The organism is Ruegeria sp. P10 (assembly GCF_056534925.1).
Map to the genome: position 1 here is coordinate 405011 of NZ_JBQERJ010000001.1, position 15962 is coordinate 420972.

Consider the following 15962-nt stretch of genomic DNA (forward strand, 5'->3'; position numbering starts at 1 on the left):
GCCGAAGACAAATTGCGCGGCATGTCCCGCGACCATCTCTCCGTCTTCACCAGTCCAGTTTTGTGTTGGAAGCCCCTATTCCAAGGCATTCACCGTCTCAAACCAGTCAAGCATCAGATCGCTCCAGCCACTTGGAACGCCATGCCCGGCCTCATAACCGATCACCGAAATGGTCAAGCCAAAGCCAATGTTGCAACGCAAATGGCGAGAAACCTTACCAATCGGCTACCGATTCATGCTGTCACAGCCCGTACAATCCGCTGAACTTCTGTTCCAGATAGTCCAGCAAAGGTTCGGGTCCCGGCTCTACTCCACTCGCCCGTCGGATAATCTCGCGCGGGGCATAAAGCCCGCCGTGCTGCTGGACGTGTTCGCGCAGCCAAGCAGTTGCGCCAGATGTGTCGCCGTCTGCCAGTTGGGCATCCAGTTCAGGAACTGCGCCGCGCAGTGCCTGATACAGACATCCTGCATAGACATTGCCCAGCGAATAGGTCGGGAAATAACCGAACAGTCCAACCGACCAATGCACATCCTGCAAACAGCCGTTCGACGGTTTGTCGACCGCATAACCGAAGTCGGCCTTGAACCGGTCATTCCACGCCGCTTCCAGCTCGCTGACCTGCAAGTCCCCGGCCATCAGAGCTCGCTCAAGATCGAAGCGAAGCATGATGTGCAGATTGTATTGCACTTCATCGGCTTCGGTCCGGATATAACCGTTATGAACCCGGTTGACGGTAGCGTAGAAAGCATCTGCATCGGCAATTCCGAAATCGCCGAATGCGTCTTTCATCTGATCGAACAACCATCCCGTAAACGCACGCGAACGGCCAAGCTGGTTTTCATAGATCCGGCTTTGGCTTTCATGCACACCCATGGACACGCCGCGCCCCAGCGGCGTCAGCAGGTAGTCGCGGTCGATCCCCTGTTCGTAAGCCGCGTGGCCGACCTCGTGAATGGTGGAATAAAAGCAGTTGAACGGGTCCGTTTCGCTGGTTCGCGTGGTGATGCGCACATCCAGGCCCGAACCCGAGCTGAACGGGTGAACCGCCTTGTCGACTCGGCCGTTATTGAGGTCATAGCCGAAGGCGACCGCCAGTTTTTGCGTAAGCCGCATCTGGGTCAGCTCGTCAAAGCTTCCGGTCAGCGCGGCAGGTTCCGGGCGTTCCAGAACGGCCGCACGCAAGGCCACAAGACGTGGGCGCATTTCATCAAAAATGGCCGCGATCTGAGCGCCGGTCGTATAGGGTTCATAATCCTCGACCATGGCGTCATAGACGTCTCCGCCCTGTGCCAGCGCCTCGCCTTCCTGACGCTTCAGCGATACGACCTCTTCCAGCACGGGAACGAAGGCCGAGACATCTTCATCCGCGCGCGCCTGTGCCCATGTTCCCTGTGCGGCGGACGTGGTCCGGGCAATCGCCGTGGCCAGATCAGCGGGCACCTTGACCGCCCGATCATAGGCGCGCCGGATTTCCCGAAGCTGCGCCTTTCCGACTTCATCCTGTGGCGCGGCCTGATCCAGCCACTCTGCCACGCGCGGATCCGATCGGCGCGCGTGCAGGACGGCCTCGATCGCTGCCATTTCCTCGGCGCGTTGAGGCGCGGCCCCGCGCGGCATGACGGTTTCCTGATCCCAACCCAATCGTCCGGCAATCTGGCCCAATGCCGAGGTTTCACGCTGAAAAGCCATCAGTTCGTCGAAAGCGGTCATGTTAATTTACTCCGCGTACAGATGTTGCGATTGGATATGCAGTCAGGAACCGCGCGCGCAGGATCAGGGTCCAGACGACAACGGCCATGAACTGGTGGAAGATGGCGATCTGCCACGGCGCTCCGTAGACGACGGTCACGATACCGACGACAACTTGCACCGACAGGGCTGCGAAAGCCGCGTTGAAGGCGAAGCGCGTCTGAGGATGCGCGCTGGCGCCGCCGCGGCGCCATACGACAATCGCAAAGATGAACAACAGGTAACCTGCGCAGCGGTGAATGAACTGCACAAGCCCCGGGCTTTCGAAGAAATTGCGCCACATCGGCTCCAACGCGGTGGCATCCGGCGGCAACAGCTGCCCGCCGATCAGCGGCCAGTCGGTATAAGACCGACCAGCGTCGATCCCGGCGACAAGCGCGCCAATAAGTATTTGCAAAAAGGCGAAATGCATCAGGCCGGTGGACAACGAGAACAGTTTCGCTTCCTTCATGCGACGCGCCTGCATCAGGTCACGTTCTTCCCGGCCAAGCTCGAATATATACCAGGCGAGGAACCCGAGAATGACGAATGCCAGTCCCAGATGGGTGGCCAGGCGATAGCTGGCGACGGCGGTCATCCCCTCGCCCTGCGTCACACCCGAGGCGACCATCCACCAGCCGACAGCCCCCTGCACACCGCCCAGAAGGCCGGGGATCAGCAGCTTGCCGGTCCAACCCGTGGGTATCTTGCGGGTCACGAGGAAGCCCAGGAAACCGGTGGCCCAGACCAGCCCGATCACGCGGCCCAGTTGGCGATGCCCCCATTCCCACCAATAGATGGTTTTGAAGTCGCTCAACTGCATCCACTGGTTCTGAATGCGCCACTGGTCAATCTGCTTGTACTTGTCGAACTCGGCCTGCCAGTCGGCCTCGGACATCGGCGGGATCGCCCCTGTAATCGGACGCCATTCAGTGATCGACAGCCCGCTGTCAGTCAGCCGCGTCAGACCGCCGACAGCGATCATCACCACGACCAAAGCGAACAGGATCATCAGCCAGGCACGGATTGCCTTACGCGCACCGCCACGCCCCCGGTCGATCATACCGGGTTGAACGGCCTGTTGTTTTTCGGTGTCCGAGACCTCTTCGAAGATGCTGCGCTTACCGCTCATGCTGTCCTCATGTCCTGATTTCGTCGCAAGCTAGGGCTTGGTGGAAGATAGGTCCAGCCTCAGCCTTTGTCTTTCCAGCGGACCATCTGCCGCATGATCCCATGCAGCATCTGCACGTCGGCCCGCGTCATCCGCATCCGCGACCACAGGTTGCGCAGGTTGGTTTTCATGCCCTCGGCCTTTTCAGGGGGATAGAAGAACCCGGCCTCTTCCAGCCGGTCCTCGTAGTGTTCCACCAGTTTCTCAACTTCAATCCCCGTGGCCCAGTCCCCCTTGCCCAAATCGGTGGATTCATGCGCCACGTCGCCGGTCTGGCGCATCCACTCATAAGCGGTCAGCAAGACGCATTGGCCCAGGTTCAGCGACGCGTATTCCGGGTTCACGGGCACCGAGATGATTGCATTTGCCTTGGCGATGTCTTCGTTCTCCAACCCCGCGCGTTCGGGGCCGAACAGAACCGCAACCTTTTCGCCCGCCGCGACCTTTTCAGCGGCGATCTGCATGGCGCGCTCGGGGCTGTAGACGGGTTTTGTCAGCCCGCGTTGCCGTGCAGTGGTGGCGAAGACAAAAGTGCTGTCGGCCAGCGATCCGGCCAGATCGTCAAACAGCTGCGCTTCGTCCAGCAACCGGCCGGCACCGCTGGACATGGCCACCGCCTTGGGGTTTGGCCAGCCGTCGCGGGGCGCCACGATGCGCATCCGGTCCAGTCCAAAGTTCCACATCGCCCGGGCGGCGGCACCGATATTCTCACCCATCTGCGGGCGAACAAGCACGAAGGAAGGCTGGGATTTGTCGCTGGGCATGGTTCACCTTGTAAAAACTTGGCCTGCTGTAATCGGCAGGCTCTTGCAGGGCAAGGCGCTGGGGCTGGAAATTGCGTGGTCTCGGCCATAAAAGTTTGCTTCCCCGCCGCAATCCGCTAAACCGCGCCAAAGACCAAAAGCCGAAGGACGCGCCCATGGACACCCCCGAGCAGCCGCAGATTTACCTGATAACGCCTCCGACCATCGAGCTGAGCACGTTTCCGGCCAAACTGGCATCGGTTCTGGACGGGGCCGAGATCGCCTGCATCCGCCTGGCGCTGGCTGGCAACGACGAAGACACCATCGCCCGTGCCGCTGATGCCTGCCGCGAAGTGGCCCACGCCCGTGACGTGGCCATCGTTATTTCAAACCACGTGCTGCTGGCGCAACGTCTGGGGCTGGATGGGGTGCATCTGGATGACGGCGCACGTTCGGTCCGCGCCGCGCGCAAGGAGCTGGGTCCGGATGCGATCGTCGGAAGCTTTTGCGGCGCGTCCAGCCATGACGGCATGACGGCGGGCGAACACGGCGCAGATTATGTGGCCTTCGGCCCCGTTGGCACCGCCACGTTGGGCGACGGAACCCGCGCCGAAAAAGATCTGTTCAAATGGTGGTCCGAGATGATCGAAGTCCCGGTCGTGGCCGAAGGCGGCCTGACGCCCGAATTGATCGGCGATCTGGCCCCCTGCACCGATTTCTTCGGCATCGGGGACGAGATCTGGGGCGATGACGACCCGCTGGGTGCGCTGAACAAGCTGCTGGCGGCAATATCTTAAGCCAGCAACCAGGGTTCAGCCATCCAATACACGCCGATCCCGGCGATCAGCATCGAGGTCAGAACCGAAATCCGGCCTCGTTTTCTGTGTGACCCGCCTGCAAGCAAAAGCGCGCAGGCAAAGGCCAGAACAGCCACAAAGACGACAGGAACTAGATTCCCGACACCAAACCCCAAAACAGCCGGGGCCAGATGATCGGGCGGCACCCCGATCTTTGTCAAATCCGAAGCCAGTGCCAATCCGTAAACACAGCCTGCGGCAAGCACGGCCAACAGGCGCCAGACCTGCAAGTGCCGGGCCACCAGGTTCCATAGCGCCAGAATGATGATCGCAGCCACCAAGGCCTGATCCTGCATGTTTTCTGGTACGTCCAGCACGCCGTACATGCCCAACCCGAGCCCGACAAAAACCCCTGCTGCCAAAAACGCCACCTGAGACATCACAGGCCGCAGGCTCAGCGTCAGCATCACGAGTGTCAGAACAAGGATGGATGGCTTGAGGGGGCTTTGAACAAATCGGCTGATCCCCTTTGCGAAATACGTCTGCAGTGTCTGCTCGGTCGTCAGCGATGCCCCACCCTGCAACGGGATCAGTGGGCTGATTTCTCCGGCAGTCAGAAACCCTGTATACGGGGCTATCACGTTTTGCTGACGAAGAACGACTGACCCGCTGTACTGCGGCCAGGTCAGGCGCAGATTCGATGCGTGATCCGGCAAACGTGCAGTCAACAACAACCTGGAAACACGCACTTTTTCCGTGTCGCCCACCACCGGTATACGCACACCTTCATAAGACAGGTCCAGGCGATCAGGCGCTTCGACCACAAGGCTTTGCTTCCAGACCTGAACGAAATTTCTGATCTGGGGTTCCAGTTCCGACGACACCATGCGCCGCAGAGATCTGTACTTTGAATTGCCGGAATAAGCGTCGGGTTGTGTCGGATCGGCACCGACCAGCATGGCCTCGGCGTTCAGTTTCACCTCGAGAAACAGAGTGTCATCCTTGACCCAGAAATCAATGACCGTCGACGGGGCAGTTTGCGCTTTTACGGGTCCCGGATGCAAAGTCAGAAGAAGGATAATACTCAGGGCGCAGGTATTGAGGGCTCGGAGGATGGCACGGAAGACGGGGCCATTCATACGAAACGCTCCAACAGGAAAATCAAATCACCAATCATTGCTTTTGATTGTTCCCGCGAAGGCCACGGATCGCAAGCCCAAAGGCCATATCGGCCCAGGCCGGTCGGGAATCTCTTGTTGCGATGACGTTCCGGCTTGCACGGGCAACACCGCTGCGGCATGACGTCCCGTATGACTCAGAACACCAATATCCTGTGCATCGGCTCGGTCCTGTGGGACGTGATCGGCCGATCGGCCAGCGCCATGCGACAGGGCTCGGACGTGCCGGGCCGGATCACCCGCCTGCCAGGTGGCGTTGCGATGAACATTGCCATGACACTGGTACGTTTCGGCATGACACCCACCCTGCTGACCGCCATTGGCCGCGATCCGGAAGGCGACGAGCTTGTCCATGCCTGTTCGCGCCTCGGCATGGTGACGGATCACATCTATCGGTCGCAGGATTTGCCGACTGACCGCTATATGGCCGTCGAAGGTGCGAACGGGTTGATCGCGGCGATTGCCGACGCGCATTCGCTGGAGGCCGCGGGCGCAAAGATACTGCACCCTTTGATGCACGGACCTCTGGGTTATGAGAACGCCCCATTTGAGGGCCCGATCGCACTGGATGGCAACCTGACACTGGACCTGCTGGAAGAAATTGCCCAAAGCCCTGCTTTTGCGCGTGCGGATCTGCGCGTGGCCCCGGCATCGCCGGGCAAGGCCGAACGTCTGCTGCCGTTCCTGAAACATGCTCGCGCCACGCTCTATGTAAACCTCGAAGAGGCCGGTATCCTGTGCCAGCGTGAATTCACCGATTCCGAATCCGCGGCCAAAGGCCTTCTGGATCGCGGCGCGCTGCGGGTGCTGGTCACCGACGGCGGCAATTCGGCAACCATCGGCAGCTCGACAGAAATCCTGACGCAAACACCCCCTGCCGTTCTGGTCACCCGCGTGACCGGTGCCGGGGATACTTTCATGGCGGCCCATATCGCCTCAGAATCCGGCGGTGCATCCAGTGACGAGGCCCTGACCCGCGCCCTGCACGCCGCTGCAACCTACGTTTCCGGAGAAACCCCACTGTGATCGACATCAAATACTCTGCCGAGGTTCGCGCCGCCAAGGACGCGGGCCTGCCCATCGTTGCGCTGGAAAGCACCATCATCACCCATGGGATGCCCTATCCGCAGAACATCGAAGTCGCGGCTCAGGTCGAACAGGACATCCGCGATGCGGGTGCGGTTCCTGCAACCATGGCCGTGATCGAAGGCAAATTGCATGTCGGGCTGGAGCAGGATCAGCTGCAATGGCTGGGTCAGGCCCAAGGCGTTGCCAAGATTTCGCGCGCGGACATGGCGGCATGCATCTCGACCGGTGGCACCGGGGCCACCACCGTTGCCGCCACGATGATCGCCGCGCATTATGCCGGGATCGAGGTTTTTGCCACCGGCGGTATCGGCGGCGTGCATCAGGGGGCCGAGACCACCTTCGACATCTCTGCCGATCTGCACGAGCTTGGCCATACGCCCGTGACCGTCGTCGCAGCCGGGGCGAAAGCCATCCTGGACCTCGCCAAAACGCTTGAGGTTCTGGAAACGCTGGGCGTGCCTGTGATCTCACATGGCCAGGACGAGTTTCCTGCGTTCTGGTCAGCAAAGTCGCCCTTTAACGCGCCCCTGCGCATGGACAGTGCCGATGCCATCGCCAAAGCCCACACGACCCGCCGCGCGCTGGGTCTGCCCGGCGGGCAGTTGGTGGCGAACCCGATTCCAGCCGCCGATCAAATCCCGGCCGAGGAATTGGCCCCCATCATCGCCGAAGCCCAGTCAGATGCAGATGCCCATCGCATCACCGGCAAAGCCGTGACCCCCTATCTGCTGCAACGTATCTTTGAAAAGACCGAAGGCCGGTCATTGGTCGCCAACATCGCCCTTGTTCGAAACAATGCGCGTTTGGCGGCCAAGATCGCGCAAGCGCTCGTCAAACAGAGGTGACGTTAACCTATTGTACCAAGGCCGTGGATTGACTACCTAAATCCGGAAACCATTCGGAACCGCAATGAATACACCCTTCGACGAAGAGCCTCACCGCCGCCCGGGCATGCTTTCACGGCTGCGCGCGTCCTTTCTGACGGGCATCGTGGTCATTGCGCCTGTCTGGTTGACGGTCTGGCTGATCTGGTCGGTGGTCGGCTGGATAGACAGTGCGGTTCTGCCGCTGGTGCCCCAACAATTCCAGCCCGAACAATACGTGGGCATCAACCTGCGCGGCGTGGGCGTGGTGATCTTCCTGATCTTCACCGTTCTGGTCGGCTGGATCGCCAAGGGCATTCTGGGCCGTTCCCTGATCCACTTCGCCGAAAGCGTTGTTGACCGGATGCCCGTCGTGCGCTCTGTCTATTCCGGGATCAAGCAAATTTCGGAAACGGTGTTTGCCCAGACCGAGCGTTCTTTCGAAAAAGCCTGCCTGATCCAGTACCCGCGTCGCGGGATCTGGGCCATCGGCTTTGTCTCGACCAGCGCCAAGGGTGAGGTCAGCCAACGCGCCGAAACCGGTGGCGAACTGCTGAGCGTGTTCGTACCCACGACACCCAACCCGACATCGGGGTTTCTGTTGTTCTTCCCCGCAGAAGACGTGATCCTGCTGGACATGAGCATCGAAGACGCCGCCAAACTGGTGATTTCGGCGGGGCTTGTCTATCCGAATGGAAAAGATCCGACACAGCCGCCCGAGTGATCAGCTGAACATCGCAGGCAGATCAATTGTGCTGGTCTGGCCCAAATCCTTCTTGTGGTTGGCAAGAAAACCGTCTGCGGCGTTCCGTCCGGCCTGTTTCAGCTTGTGCAGAATGACCGGATTGGGCACGGTTTTGGTGGCAACAGACAGGCTGTTCATCAAGTCGTTATCTGCAATCATGTGAACCAGAACGCGGCTCATCTCTCCGGCTGTCAGCTTGCCTTCTTTCAACAACCGCTGGACAAAGCTGATCGCCCGCAACTCGCGAAACAGGGATGAGTTGAAGCTGATCTCGTTGATCCGGTTCTGGATTTGCTGCGGCGTGATCGGAACTTCGTCACGCTCCAGCGGATTGATGTTCACGATCACCACGTCATCCGGCAAATCATCGTTGAACAGCGGATAGAGCGCCGGATTGCCGGTATACCCTCCGTCCCAATAGGCTTCGGTCCGGTTTGTCTTCGGGTCGAAAATCTCAACCGCCTTGAACAGGGTCGGCAAACAGGCCGAGGCCAGGATGGCGTCGGTGCTGATTTCGTCGCCGGTAAAGACGCGGATCTTGCCGCTGCGTACGCAGGTGGCACACACAAACAGTCGCGGGCCTTCATCTGCGCACACCTCGTCAAAATTGAACCTGTCCACCACCGGCTTCAAAGGGTTGCTGTAGAACGGCCCGTACGCATAGGGCGACACCATCCGCGACCAGGCATCCCCAATCGAAAACGGCACCGAATATTCCATCGCCTGCGCAATGGCCGCCGGTTCAAGGCCGCGAAACCAGTTGGCAAAGCGCATGTCGCCAATAGCGCCCATGCGCTTCCACAACCCGTCCAGGCTCGCCCGCGCGCCGTCGCGCCCGGAATGAACCATACCAGATTTGTAGGCCGCACCGTTCAGCGCCCCTGCGGAAGTTCCGGTAATGGCAGCGACCACGATGTCGTCCTCGTCCAGCAGCCGGTCGAGCACACCCCAGGTGAACGCCCCATGCGCCCCACCCCCCTGCAAAGCCAGATTGATCCGCTTCATGCCGCAACCCCTTCATCATTTCCAAAATACTCTGGGGGTGTGGGGGCAGCGCCCCCGCAAAACCTCAAAGCGCGGTCCAGCCACCATCGACGGAAATTGTGGTTCCGGTGATCTGAGCGGCCGCGTCCGAACACAGGAAGATAGCCGTTCCACCCAGTTGTTCGACCGTGGCGAATTCCTTGGACGGTTGCCGTTCCAAAAGAACGTTCTTCACAACGTCCTCACGGCTCATGTTGTATTCTTTCATCGTGTCGGGAATCTGGGACTCGACCAGCGGCGTCAGCACATATCCCGGGCAGATGGCATTGCAGGTGATCGGTTCCTGCGCAGTTTCCAGCGCTACGGTCTTGGTCATTCCCACCACGCCGTGCTTGGCCGCAACATATGCCGCCTTGAAAGGGGATGCCGTCAGACCGTGGGCCGAGGCGATGTTCACCACACGTCCCCAACCTGCCTTGCGCATCATCGGCAACGCGGCCGCCGTGGTGTGAAAGGCCGAGTTCATGTTGATTGCGATAATCGCATCCCATTTATCAACCGGGAATTTGTCAATCGGTGAGACATGCTGAATCCCGGCATTGTTCACCAGAATGTCACAAGACCCCGCCTGTTCGATCAAGGATCGGCATTCCTCGCCCTTGGACATGTCGGCCTTGATGTAGCGCGCATTGGTTCCGGTCTCTTTCGCAATCTGCGCGGCAAGCGCGTGATCTTCATCGCGATCGGTAAAGGAATTCAGAACCACATCGGCACCGGCCTTGGCCAGCTCGCGTGCGACGCCCAGGCCAATGCCCGAATTTGATCCCGTGATGATTGCCGTTTTGCCGGACAGGCTCATGTCCATTCTCCCTCAAGCGTTGATCAGGCGCACCATGCCATGCTGCACCTGCAAAGAAAACGGGGAAACATGTGGGATTGGAATACCGGTCTGAGACTTCCACAGGCAAAAAAAACGCCCGCACGAAGCGGGCGTTAAGTTATTGAGGCAGGTTTCATACAGGCAAGAAACCTATCGAGCAGTGCAACCTTTATAAGCAATTCTGCGCCTTGGTCCAAGCTAAAAGTTTGATAATAAGAAAAATCATCACTACGGTGAATACCAACAAAATAAGGCCAGAGCAGGATTGTTTCCAAAATGAGCCCGGATTTTCTCCGTCCGTTTCGATCACTTGTGGCAGGAATCGCCACCATTTTCGTGATCTCTGTCGCCCATGCAGAATCGTCTCATGGCATAGCTATGTATGGGGACCCGGCCCTACCACCGGATTTTGTGTCCCTCCCATACGCCAACCCGGATGCGCCCAAAGGCGGCAACGCCGTGTTCGGAAACACTGGCGGCTTTAACAGCCTGAACCCGTTTTTGCAAAAAGGCACCTCGCCTTGGCAATTGCCTTTCTGGACCCATGAAAGCCTGATGGGGCGGTCATGGGACGAACCTTTCACACTTTATGGGCTGTTAGCCGAATCAGTTGAGACCGATCCAGCCCGGTCCTGGGTCGAATTCACCCTGCGGGAGGAGGCGCGGTTTTCCGACGGTAGTCCGGTCACGATCGATGATGTTATCTGGTCTTACGAAACGTTGGGCACGCAGGGGCATCTGCGCTATCGCGGTCTATGGGGCAAGATCGACAGTATCGAACAAACCGGCCCGCGTTCGGTGCGTATCACGTTCAATGAACCCGACCGAGAGCTTGCGCTGCTGGCCGGGATGCGCCCGATCCTGAAAAAAGCGCAATGGGAGGGCAAGAATTTCGCGGATGCACAACTGCATGATGTGCCGATTGGAACCGGCCCCTACGTGATTGAAAGCTACGAAGCGGGACGCTTTGTGAATCTGCGACGCAATCCGGACTATTGGGGGTACGACATCCCGTTTCGCCGCGGCACCATGAACCTTGATGAGCTGCGGATCGAATTCTACGGCGACGGCAGCGTCTTGTTCGAAGCGTTCAAAGCCGGAGAGCTTTCAGCCGTGCGTGAATTCAACGCCGACAAATGGGACACGCAATACAACTTTCCCGCCGTGCAGCGCGGCGATGTCATCAAGACCGAAATTCCGCATGGAAAACCTTCGGGAATGACCGGGTTCGTGATGAACACAAGGAAGGCTCCGTTCGACGACTGGCGCGTGCGCGAAGCGCTGACGCTTGCGTTCAACTTCGAATTCATCAACGACACGGTAACCGGTGGTGCGCAACCAAGGATCGCGTCTTATTTCTCGGGGTCCGACCTTGCCATGCAGCCCGGCCCGGCCCAGGGGCGGGTAAAAGATCTGTTGCTTCCTTATGCTGACATCCTGTTGCCCGGCACGCTGGAAGGGTATGAACTGCCGAAAGGCGACGGATCGGCCCGGAACCGGGCAAACCTCCGCAAGGCCGCGGGACTATTGGCCGAGGCAGGCTGGACCGTTCAGGAAGGCGTGCTGCGCAATGCAAATGGTGATGCCTTTCAGATGACTTTCCTGCTGCAACAGGGTGACAGCGAGATGGCAACCGTGGTCGAGATCTATTCCCGCGCGCTGGAACGTCTCGGCATCGGGGTCACGACGGAACAGGTCGACAATGCCCAATATGTCGGGCGCACGTCTGAGCTGGACTTTGACGTCACGACGTTCCGCCGGGCGCTTTCCCTGTCTCCTGGCAATGAGCAGCGTCTTTATTGGGGCAGCGAAACTGCTGATGCCCCCGGCACTCGTAACCTGATGGGCGTATCTTCGCCCGCAGTTGATGCCATTATCGATGCCATGCTGGCCTCAAAAACCCGCGATGACTTTACCGCGGCCACCCGCGCGCTGGACCGGGTACTGACCGCAGGCCGCTATGTCATCCCGATCTGGAGCTTTGACATCGGGCGCATCGCGCATGTCAAAGAGCTGAAGCACCCGGAAACTCTGCCCATCTATGGCGACGGTCCGCAATACATGCCCGAAATCTGGTGGTACGACGCCCAGTAAAAGGCGCAAACCCAAGACCAGCCGTTGTACATGTGAATCCGGCTGGTCTTTCCAACTGAAGTTTCCGAAAGACGGAAGCTCAAAGTGCCAGCAATTTCATACAAACAGCGCTCGGGAAATTTCCACCAATCGGCAAATTTCAGCACATTATCATCCCACACAAGATATCGTTTGGCCGCATTGGAAGCATCGTAATCAGCGTCCAGCATCGTCACATGCAAGCGATCCGGAAAGAAACACCCACAGACAATTTTACTTTTCTGGAAAATATGCATATAAATTGGGCATTTAGGCTTAATAGCGAGCTGGCGATGACCCCGCCTCTCTGCCTGCCGGGACAATATGGCGCTGCGGATTACAGAACAACCGGGCCCGCCACCACTCACACCAAATGTAGGCCCGTCGGCCCGTTGCGGAAACTTCGCAGCGGGCACAAATCCCCCTGAAAAAAGCGCGGTCCAGCGCTGCGACATTTTGTCATGTCTTACGTGGCGGCACCCTGTCCGTACTCTGGTGTGGGGGAGAGCAGTCCTAATCGTTGCTAAGGGAAGCTCATTGATGATGAACTGGACCGATCTTACAAACGACTGGAATGCGGCATGCGAACGCGCAAAGCGGCGTTTTCCGAACCTGCGTGACAAGGACATGATGCGCGTGTTGAAGGATCGAAAAGGGTTTGAAGCCTATTTGGCCGAACGTCACCAACTTACGATGAATGAGGCGCATGAAGAGGTCGAAGATTTCCTGTTCACCGAAGGGCTGAACCGGGAATTCAGCAGAACCGCTTTAGGCAAGTGATGTAACCCAAAGGATCGTCGCGTCTTCGTCACTGACGGAAATCACGTTGTGGCCCATGCTGCCGTCGTAATACGCGCTGTCCCCTCTGCGCATCTCAACCGGCTCGTAAAACTCGGTGTAAAGCTTGACGACACCGGTCAGCACATACATGAATTCTTCGCCGTCATGGCGCACCCAGCCGTCAAATTCATCCATTGATCTTGCGCGGACCCGCGCACGATAGGGCAGCATCTGTTTCTTGGTCAGGGTTTCGGCCAGCAGCTCATGCTCATAGGTGGTGGTGGCATGAGCCGTGCCGTCGCCCACACGGGTGATCGCCATGCGTCCGATCACCTGATCGCGCTGGGGCGGCGTAAACAGTTGCGGAACAGAAATCTCCAGCCCGGTCGCAAGCTTCTTGAGCGCGTCGTAAGTCGGCGACATCTGCCCGTTTTCAATCTTGCTGAGGGTCGAGCGTGCCAATCCGGCCTGACTGGCGGCCTGTTCCAATGTCCATTCCCGCGCTTTGCGCAGCTCTCGCACACGGGCGCCAAGGTCCAAGGGTTCGACTTCGGTATGGTCGCCAGAATCGCGGGCAATTCGGATCAGAGATTTGGGATCTTGAGTGCTCATGACCCTTCTATAGGCCCGGCCAGCCATGCTTGCAACGCGGCAGGCGGCGCGATAGCCAGAGGCCATGTTGTCAATCTTCGATCAGGGGTCGCCCGCACCCTGCCCCACGCCATTCAATCTGGCGGCCCATGTTCTGGGCCGCGCCGATCACGCGCCGGATAAAGTGGCTTTGTCGATATTGCGCCCGAACGGCGCGCAAGACTGGACCTATCGCGATCTGAAAGCGGCTGTGCTGGGCACAGGCATGGGGTTGCTGCGGGCCGGGTTGAAACCTGGTGATATCGCGCTGATGCGGCTGGGAAACACGGTGGATTTCCCGATTGCCTATCTGGGGGCAATTGCCGTGGGCATCGTACCGGTGCCGACATCGTCACAACTGACGGAACCCGAAACCGCCAAGATGATCGACGAGCTTTCTCCGGCGGTGATTCTGCGTGATCCGGGCGTCGCCTGCGCCTCGCATTCCAAACAGATCGGGCTGGACGCGTTGGAAGCCATGCGAAACCTGCCCCCGGCAGAATTTGACATGGGCGATCCGGAACGTATGGCCTATGTCGTCTATACCTCTGGAACCTCGGGCAAGCCTCGTGCCGTGGCCCATGCCCACCGAGCAATCTGGGCGCGGCAGATGATGGTCGATGGCTGGTATGGTCTGCGCGAGACCGACCGGCTGTGTCACGCCGGAGCATTCAACTGGACCTATACGCTGGGCACCGGCCTGATGGATCCATGGACCATGGGCGCAACTGCCCTGATCCCCGCGCCCGGCACGGAAATCACGGCCCTGCCTGCCCTGCTGCGCCAGCATGGCGCAACGATCTTTGCAGCGGCCCCCGGGGTCTTTCGCAAGATGGTGCAAGGGTGCGATCGGGTGGAGCTGCCTGACCTGCGCCACGGCTTGTGCGCGGGTGAGAAACTGTCGCGCGCGCTGCACGAACAATGGCGAAAGGCCACCGGCACCGAGTTGTTCGAAGCCTATGGCATGTCCGAATGCTCTACCTTCATTTCCTCCAGCCCGGATCACCCCGCGCGCAGCGACGCATTAGGACAACCGCAACCCGGGCGTCGTGTGGCGATCCTTGGTCCGGACGGTCCGGTGCCAAAGGGCCAAGAAGGCACCATCGCCATTCACCGCTCTGACCCCGGTTTGATGCTGACCTATCTCAACGCACCCGATGAGGTTGAAACGCGGATGCAGGGAGAGTGGTTTCTGACCGGCGACCAGGGCGTCATGGCCGTGGATGGTCAGATCAGCTATCTGGGCCGCGACGACGATATGATGAACGCGGGTGGCTATCGCGTGTCCCCGGTCGAGGTCGAAGCCGCCCTGTCCCGCTTTCCGGGCATCACTCAGGTCGGCGCCGCCGCGGTCGAGGTCAAACCGGACACATTTGTGATAGCGGCCTTCTATACGGGCCCGGAAAAGCTGGACGATGCGGCCTTGCGCACCTATGTCGAAGCCAACCTGGCGCGTTACAAACAACCACGCGCCTTCATCCATCTGCCCGCCCTGCCGACCGGCGGAAACGGCAAACTCCTGCGCCGGGCGCTGCCGGCCTATTTCGAGGCACCAACAAAATGACCCAGACCGTCAAGCTCGACATCCTGTCCGATCCGATCTGCCCGTGGTGCTATATCGGCAAGACTCAACTGGACAAGGCACTGGCCAACGTACCCGACCACCCCTTTGTCATTGAATGGCATCCGTTCCAGTTGAATCCTGACATGACGGATGCGGGAATGGATCGGCGCGAGTATCTCGAGCGCAAGTTCGGCGGCAAGGACGGCGCGGTTCGCGCCTATGCGCCGGTGGTGGAACACGCCGAAAAGGCCGGTCTGAACATCAACTTCGAGGCCATGAAACGTACCCCCAACACGCTGGATGCGCATCGCCTGATCCATTGGGCTGGCATCGAAGGCAAGCAGAATGCCGTCGTCGATGCGCTGTTTGACGCCTATTTCGTGCAGGGTCGCGACATCGGCGACCACGAAGTCTTGGCCGATATCGCGGACAGCGCCGGAATGGACGCCGCCGTGGTCATGAAGCTGCTGAAATCAGACGCCGACCGCGAGGATATCCGCAATCGCGATGCTCATTCCCGCAAAATGGGTGTGAGCTCGGTCCCGACCTTCATTGTCGCCAATCAACATGCGGTTCCCGGCGCCCAACCTCCTGAAATGTGGGAGAAAGTGATCGCTGAAATCATGTCTCAACTTGAGGCTTCCCCTGCAGAATAGCACAGAGGTCTGTGCAAATTTCCAGTCTGGCCTATGCCGAC

At 59.3% G+C, this 15962-nt stretch carries 16 protein-coding genes; 8 read left to right on the plus strand and 8 right to left on the minus strand.

Annotated elements, in window-relative coordinates:
- Nucleotides 1-241 precede the first annotated feature (241 nt).
- From ACR0FB_RS02025 to ACR0FB_RS02035, 3 genes are read right to left on the minus strand one after another with little or no spacing between them, the layout of a single operon-like run.
- On the minus strand, nucleotides 242-1711 hold the full coding sequence (locus tag ACR0FB_RS02025) for a carboxypeptidase M32 (RefSeq protein ID WP_480619493.1): 1470 nt from the start codon (nucleotides 1709-1711) through the stop codon (nucleotides 242-244).
- A 1-nt stretch (nucleotide 1712) separates the two neighbouring features.
- Nucleotides 1713-2861 (minus strand): heme A synthase, encoded by a 1149-nt coding sequence (gene ctaA, locus ACR0FB_RS02030; RefSeq protein ID WP_480487703.1) that lies wholly within the window; start codon nucleotides 2859-2861, stop codon nucleotides 1713-1715.
- Between the two features lie 59 nt (nucleotides 2862-2920).
- Nucleotides 2921-3664: an RNA methyltransferase gene (locus tag ACR0FB_RS02035; protein ID WP_480619495.1), complete on the minus strand. Its 744-nt coding sequence runs from the start codon at nucleotides 3662-3664 to the stop codon at nucleotides 2921-2923.
- A gap of 155 nt (nucleotides 3665-3819) precedes the next feature.
- Between ACR0FB_RS02035 and ACR0FB_RS02040 the strand changes: the two genes are divergently transcribed.
- On the plus strand, nucleotides 3820-4440 hold the full coding sequence (locus ACR0FB_RS02040) for a thiamine phosphate synthase (RefSeq protein WP_480619497.1): 621 nt from the start codon (nucleotides 3820-3822) through the stop codon (nucleotides 4438-4440).
- On the opposite strand, the gene ACR0FB_RS02045 is transcribed toward ACR0FB_RS02040, so the two are convergent.
- A complete protein-coding gene (locus ACR0FB_RS02045; RefSeq protein ID WP_480619499.1) occupies nucleotides 4437-5579 on the minus strand; it encodes a HupE/UreJ family protein in 1143 nt (380 codons plus the stop codon). The two genes, ACR0FB_RS02040 and ACR0FB_RS02045, sit on opposite strands and share 4 nt — an antisense overlap.
- Before the next feature lie 171 nt (nucleotides 5580-5750).
- Between ACR0FB_RS02045 and ACR0FB_RS02050 the strand changes: the two genes are divergently transcribed.
- From ACR0FB_RS02050 to ACR0FB_RS02060, 3 genes are all read left to right on the plus strand, one after another.
- Nucleotides 5751-6644, plus strand: coding sequence for a PfkB family carbohydrate kinase (locus ACR0FB_RS02050; RefSeq protein ID WP_152458128.1), 894 nt, complete (start codon nucleotides 5751-5753; stop codon nucleotides 6642-6644).
- On the plus strand, nucleotides 6641-7552 hold the full coding sequence (locus ACR0FB_RS02055; protein ID WP_171632139.1) for a pseudouridine-5'-phosphate glycosidase: 912 nt from the start codon (nucleotides 6641-6643) through the stop codon (nucleotides 7550-7552). Before ACR0FB_RS02050 ends, ACR0FB_RS02055 begins: the two co-directional genes overlap by 4 nt.
- Before the next feature lie 64 nt (nucleotides 7553-7616).
- On the plus strand, nucleotides 7617-8294 hold the full coding sequence (locus ACR0FB_RS02060) for a DUF502 domain-containing protein (protein ID WP_152458130.1): 678 nt from the start codon (nucleotides 7617-7619) through the stop codon (nucleotides 8292-8294).
- On the opposite strand, the gene ACR0FB_RS02065 is transcribed toward ACR0FB_RS02060, so the two are convergent.
- Together ACR0FB_RS02065 and ACR0FB_RS02070 are read right to left on the minus strand one after the other, a co-directional pair.
- A complete protein-coding gene (locus ACR0FB_RS02065; protein WP_480619501.1) occupies nucleotides 8295-9320 on the minus strand; it encodes a patatin-like phospholipase family protein in 1026 nt (341 codons plus the stop codon).
- Nucleotides 9321-9384: 64 nt separating this feature from the next.
- On the minus strand, nucleotides 9385-10158 hold the full coding sequence (locus ACR0FB_RS02070; protein WP_480619503.1) for a 3-hydroxybutyrate dehydrogenase: 774 nt from the start codon (nucleotides 10156-10158) through the stop codon (nucleotides 9385-9387).
- A gap of 297 nt (nucleotides 10159-10455) precedes the next feature.
- Between ACR0FB_RS02070 and ACR0FB_RS02075 the strand changes: the two genes are divergently transcribed.
- Complete coding sequence (locus ACR0FB_RS02075; RefSeq protein WP_480619505.1) at nucleotides 10456-12273, plus strand: extracellular solute-binding protein; 1818 nt, start codon at nucleotides 10456-10458, stop codon at nucleotides 12271-12273.
- Here ACR0FB_RS02075 and ACR0FB_RS02080 read toward each other — a convergent pair.
- The gene (locus ACR0FB_RS02080; RefSeq protein WP_480619507.1) at nucleotides 12219-12746 is read right to left on the minus strand and encodes a hypothetical protein; all 528 of its coding nucleotides are present in this window, start codon (nucleotides 12744-12746) and stop codon (nucleotides 12219-12221) included. The genes ACR0FB_RS02075 and ACR0FB_RS02080 overlap by 55 nt on opposite strands.
- An 85-nt stretch (nucleotides 12747-12831) precedes the next feature.
- Here ACR0FB_RS02080 and ACR0FB_RS02085 point away from each other — a divergent pair, with 85 nt between their 5' ends.
- The gene (locus ACR0FB_RS02085) at nucleotides 12832-13071 is read left to right on the plus strand and encodes a hypothetical protein (protein WP_170344111.1); all 240 of its coding nucleotides are present in this window, start codon (nucleotides 12832-12834) and stop codon (nucleotides 13069-13071) included.
- On the opposite strand, the gene ACR0FB_RS02090 is transcribed toward ACR0FB_RS02085, so the two are convergent.
- Entirely contained in the window at nucleotides 13060-13683 is a 624-nt protein-coding gene (locus ACR0FB_RS02090; protein ID WP_171167898.1) for a helix-turn-helix domain-containing protein, read from the minus strand. The two genes, ACR0FB_RS02085 and ACR0FB_RS02090, sit on opposite strands and share 12 nt — an antisense overlap.
- A 64-nt stretch (nucleotides 13684-13747) precedes the next feature.
- On the opposite strand from ACR0FB_RS02090, the gene ACR0FB_RS02095 reads away from it, so the two are divergent.
- Together ACR0FB_RS02095 and ACR0FB_RS02100 are read left to right on the plus strand one after the other, a co-directional pair.
- Nucleotides 13748-15265: a class I adenylate-forming enzyme family protein gene (locus tag ACR0FB_RS02095; RefSeq protein ID WP_480619509.1), complete on the plus strand. Its 1518-nt coding sequence runs from the start codon at nucleotides 13748-13750 to the stop codon at nucleotides 15263-15265.
- Complete coding sequence (locus tag ACR0FB_RS02100; RefSeq protein ID WP_171632123.1) at nucleotides 15262-15921, plus strand: DsbA family oxidoreductase; 660 nt, start codon at nucleotides 15262-15264, stop codon at nucleotides 15919-15921. The genes ACR0FB_RS02095 and ACR0FB_RS02100 overlap by 4 nt, the downstream gene beginning before the upstream one ends.
- Nucleotides 15922-15962 lie beyond the last annotated feature (41 nt).